Genomic DNA, 3,453 nt, shown 5'->3' with positions numbered 1-3,453 from the left:
TTGACTCATAAATATATCCTTAAAATGATGAATGTTTTAAATAATATAAAAGTGCCCAAAAAGGCAAAATGTAGCAAAAAAAGGGCTCAAATGCCTAAATAACAATATGCTATTTAACATAGAGGAGATTGGGGCGATAGTAAAGATGATTTTGTGAACAGCGCCCGTTTTGCAAAGCGTTAATGGATATTATAGTACTGCCTGACGCCTATGTGCTCCTAGTATATGCAGCACTGTATAGGATTGGCTAGTAGATACCAATGCCGTTACATCTTTTTAACACAACTGCGTCGTAAACACTAAGGTGGAAAGGACGAGTCATTAGTATAGTAGAAACTAAGATGAGGCTCGTTGAGAACACTGATGGAAGTCGTGAACATCAATGCATGAACATCAACGAAAGCCATCAAGTAGAAATATACCAAGAGGTCGTTTTCGTTAATCAAGCATTAGCTGTCGACGGTCAATAAAAAATAATGGAGAAGCAATATGAATATTACACAGGATAACGTTAAAAAACATGGACTGTCTAAAAGCTGGCTAGCAGCTGGCCTGGTCGCGTCGGCTCTGGCTTTAAGTGCCTGTGGTCAACAAGAAGAGACACCAATGGAAAACGAACCAGCGACTGATGCACAGACTGCCGTCGAGGAAGATGCCACGGCAGGCAGCAATGATGATGTTGCAGTGGCTAGCGCCGATGAGGACATGGTGATAGAGGATGGCGATGAGATAGCAACAGCGGAAGATGCAGATGTGCTGGATGGAACCGAGAGCTCAGAGAGCGTTTCGACATATTAATTTTGTCGTATTGGGCTTACCATACTGAAAGGTGGTCGGTCGCCGTCTCCGAATGTTGAGGTCAAATAGATTAAAACAACGTTTAACGAGCTAAAGTGATAAAATGAAGAGCTCAGAGCTGCCAACGCAGTCTGGGCTCTTTTCATATTGTTTATTCGGTCGTCCAAAAATAATACTGGCTGACTGGTTAAATACAGAATTTGCCTTTTTGCTAGGTAATAAGAGACAATGTATTACCTTTTCTCTTTGCGTGACAACGCTGAAGTTTGCCACGAAGAAACTGCTACAATTTCAATTTTGCCAACCATACTGTCTTTTGGCTTGTATTCAGCCTTACTGTATTGATACGGCGTGGTTGTGGCCTAACTGTATGGCCAGTGGTTTTAGTGGTCACTGCGTTTTTATTTTATTCTTATTTCTGTTTTCACTTATATTTATTGGAAGTCTGCTAAACCATGCTTGATACTGCAAAAAATACCAATCAGCCTATCGCCTTAGATTTACAAGACATCCATAAAAGCTTTGGCTCATTAGCGGTGCTAAAAGGGGTATCCCTCACTGCGTACGATGGCGATGTTATCTCTATCTTGGGATCATCTGGCTCAGGTAAGTCTACTTTGCTACGTTGTATTAACTTACTCGAAAAGCCCAATCAAGGTCGTATCATTATCGGTGATGATGAGCTGATGTTGAAGCCCGCCAAGTCAGGTGAGCTGCAGGCAGCGGACGTCAAACAATTAGAAAGCTTACGCGCGCGCGTGGGTTTCGTCTTTCAAAATTTTAACTTGTGGCCGCACAAGACGATTCTGCAGAACATCATCGAAGGACCAACACAAGTTCTAAAGGTTAAAAAAGCCCAAGCCATTAGTGACGCAGAACAGCTACTCGATAAAGTGGGGCTGCTCGACAAAAAAGATGCTTATCCAGCGAACTTGTCTGGCGGCCAACGTCAGCGTGTTGCGATTGCTCGCGCGCTAGCGATGAAGCCGCAAGTACTATTGTTTGATGAACCAACATCCGCTTTGGATCCAGAGTTGGTCAATGAAGTACTTGCAGTAATGCGCGAGTTAGCAGAAGAGGGGCGCACCATGCTGATCGTCACCCACGAAATGCGATTTGCTCGTGATGTATCGAGTAAAGTTGTGTTTTTACATCAAGGGGTGGTTGAAGAGATCGGTACACCTGAGCAGGTTTTTGACAATCCAACCTCTGAACGTGTCAAAGACTTTATGTCCTCTCATCGTCAAAACTGATCCCATAGCTGCTCTCTTACATCTAAGCGTTTAATCATACAAGGCGTGTTTCGCATTCATAACATAGTTGAATGTGATGCATGCCTTACCAATATGTGACTGTCTTTAACCGTTTATTACCCAATATGACGCAATGGTATGCAAAACGTTTGTCTTTGATAATTTACTCAGGTATTATTTCAAGGTTTATAGGCGGTCATTATCGACGGTCGCCTGCTTGTCTATCCTGCTATCTATATTGCTTTTCTGGCAGGGACGTCAGAGAAAAAAGTATCAGAAGGCTATATTAAAATCCATCAGAAGTTAAGGAATGTATGATGTCGAATTCTCGCCTATTGTGGTCATCAATGACCGTCACCGCTGCATTAATGATGAGCGCTTGTAGCCAACCTGCGGAAGAAGCCACCGATGCCAATGCTGATACCGCTGCGGCGGAAACGACTGGTCAGACTATTCGTATCGCAACCGAAGGTGCCTATCCTCCGTTCAACTACACCAATGCTGATGGTAGTCTGGCGGGTTTTGACGTTGATGTCGCCAATGCGTTGTGTGATCAGATGCAAGCCGAATGTGACATCGTAGCCCAAGATTGGGACGGTATTATTCCAGGTCTATTGGCACAGAAATATGACGCTGTCATCGCTGGCATGTCAATTACTGCTGAACGTCAAGAAAGAGTAGACTTCAGTGAGCCGTACTTTGCTAACACCATGGTATGGTTGACCAGTAATGATAGTAGCTTTGACCCTGAAGCGATCAGAGAAGTGACACTCGGCGGTCAACGCTCTACGACGCCTGGTGCTTATTTGCAAGATAATTACGAAGGTAAAGACGGCAATACCATTCAGTTTTATGATAGCTACGATAATGCTTATCTAGATCTTAAATCTGGTCGCAGTGATGCTGTATTAGCTGAAAAAGTCTCTGCCAATTCATGGCTAGCAGACAACGCGGAAGGCTTTAGTATCGTGGGTGAAGAAATTGACAACGACGACAATATTGCTATCGCGGTGCGCAAAGACGATCCACTCAAAGACGAGTTCAACCAAGCATTGAGCGAAATCCGTAGTAGTGGTGAGTTAGCACGCCTTGAAGAGGCAAACTTTGGTCAATAGCCAACAATAGATAAGCCATACACGACAAACGGCTGACACAGATATCAAGGAATAAATATATGACAATTTCAATGACTGCATCGATGGGAAAAAAAGCACTATGGCTCGCACCTTTGAGTGCTGCCATGTTGATGTTAGCAGGCTGTAGCAATGGTTCAGCGCCAGCAGATGATGCGGAAACTGATGCAGCAGCAGAGACATCGGAAACTATCAAAATTGCGACAGAATCAAGCTTTAACATTTTACCGCAGAAATCCCCTACCTCTAAGGTAGTGGGATGAATGCGT

At 43.8% G+C, this 3,453-nt stretch carries 4 protein-coding genes; all 4 read left to right on the top strand.

Annotation, left to right across the window (positions count from 1 at the left end; genetic code table 11):
- Positions 1 to 489 precede the first annotated feature (489 nt).
- Complete coding sequence (locus tag L0J61_RS10075; RefSeq protein WP_301466312.1) at positions 490 to 798, top strand: hypothetical protein; 309 nt, start codon at positions 490 to 492, stop codon at positions 796 to 798.
- Positions 799 to 1,253: 455 nt separating this feature from the next.
- On the top strand, positions 1,254 to 2,051 hold the full coding sequence (locus tag L0J61_RS10070; RefSeq protein ID WP_301466311.1) for an ABC transporter ATP-binding protein: 798 nt from the start codon (positions 1,254 to 1,256) through the stop codon (positions 2,049 to 2,051).
- 314 nt (positions 2,052 to 2,365) lie between these two features.
- Positions 2,366 to 3,166: a transporter substrate-binding domain-containing protein gene (locus L0J61_RS10065; RefSeq protein WP_301466310.1), complete on the top strand. Its 801-nt coding sequence runs from the start codon at positions 2,366 to 2,368 to the stop codon at positions 3,164 to 3,166.
- Positions 3,167 to 3,225: 59 nt separating this feature from the next.
- Positions 3,226 to 3,447, top strand: coding sequence for a hypothetical protein (locus tag L0J61_RS10060; protein WP_301466309.1), 222 nt, complete (start codon positions 3,226 to 3,228; stop codon positions 3,445 to 3,447).
- Positions 3,448 to 3,453 lie beyond the last annotated feature (6 nt).

The organism is Psychrobacter sp., from assembly GCF_030457785.1.
Classification (GTDB): Bacteria; Pseudomonadota; Gammaproteobacteria; order Pseudomonadales; family Moraxellaceae; genus Psychrobacter.
The sequence above is the reverse complement of the archived record's forward strand: the minus strand, read 5'-3'. Positions and strand labels throughout refer to the sequence as shown.

Excerpts from the sequence above, each read along its gene's own strand:
- L0J61_RS10070 (WP_301466311.1), top strand. The coding sequence starts at position 1,254 with ATGCTTGATACTGCAAAAAATACCAATCAGCCTATCGCCTTAGATTTA.
- L0J61_RS10060 (WP_301466309.1), top strand. The coding sequence starts at position 3,226 with ATGACAATTTCAATGACTGCATCGATGGGAAAAAAAGCACTATGGCTC.
- L0J61_RS10065 (WP_301466310.1), top strand. The coding sequence starts at position 2,366 with ATGATGTCGAATTCTCGCCTATTGTGGTCATCAATGACCGTCACCGCT.
- L0J61_RS10075 (WP_301466312.1), top strand. The coding sequence starts at position 490 with ATGAATATTACACAGGATAACGTTAAAAAACATGGACTGTCTAAAAGC.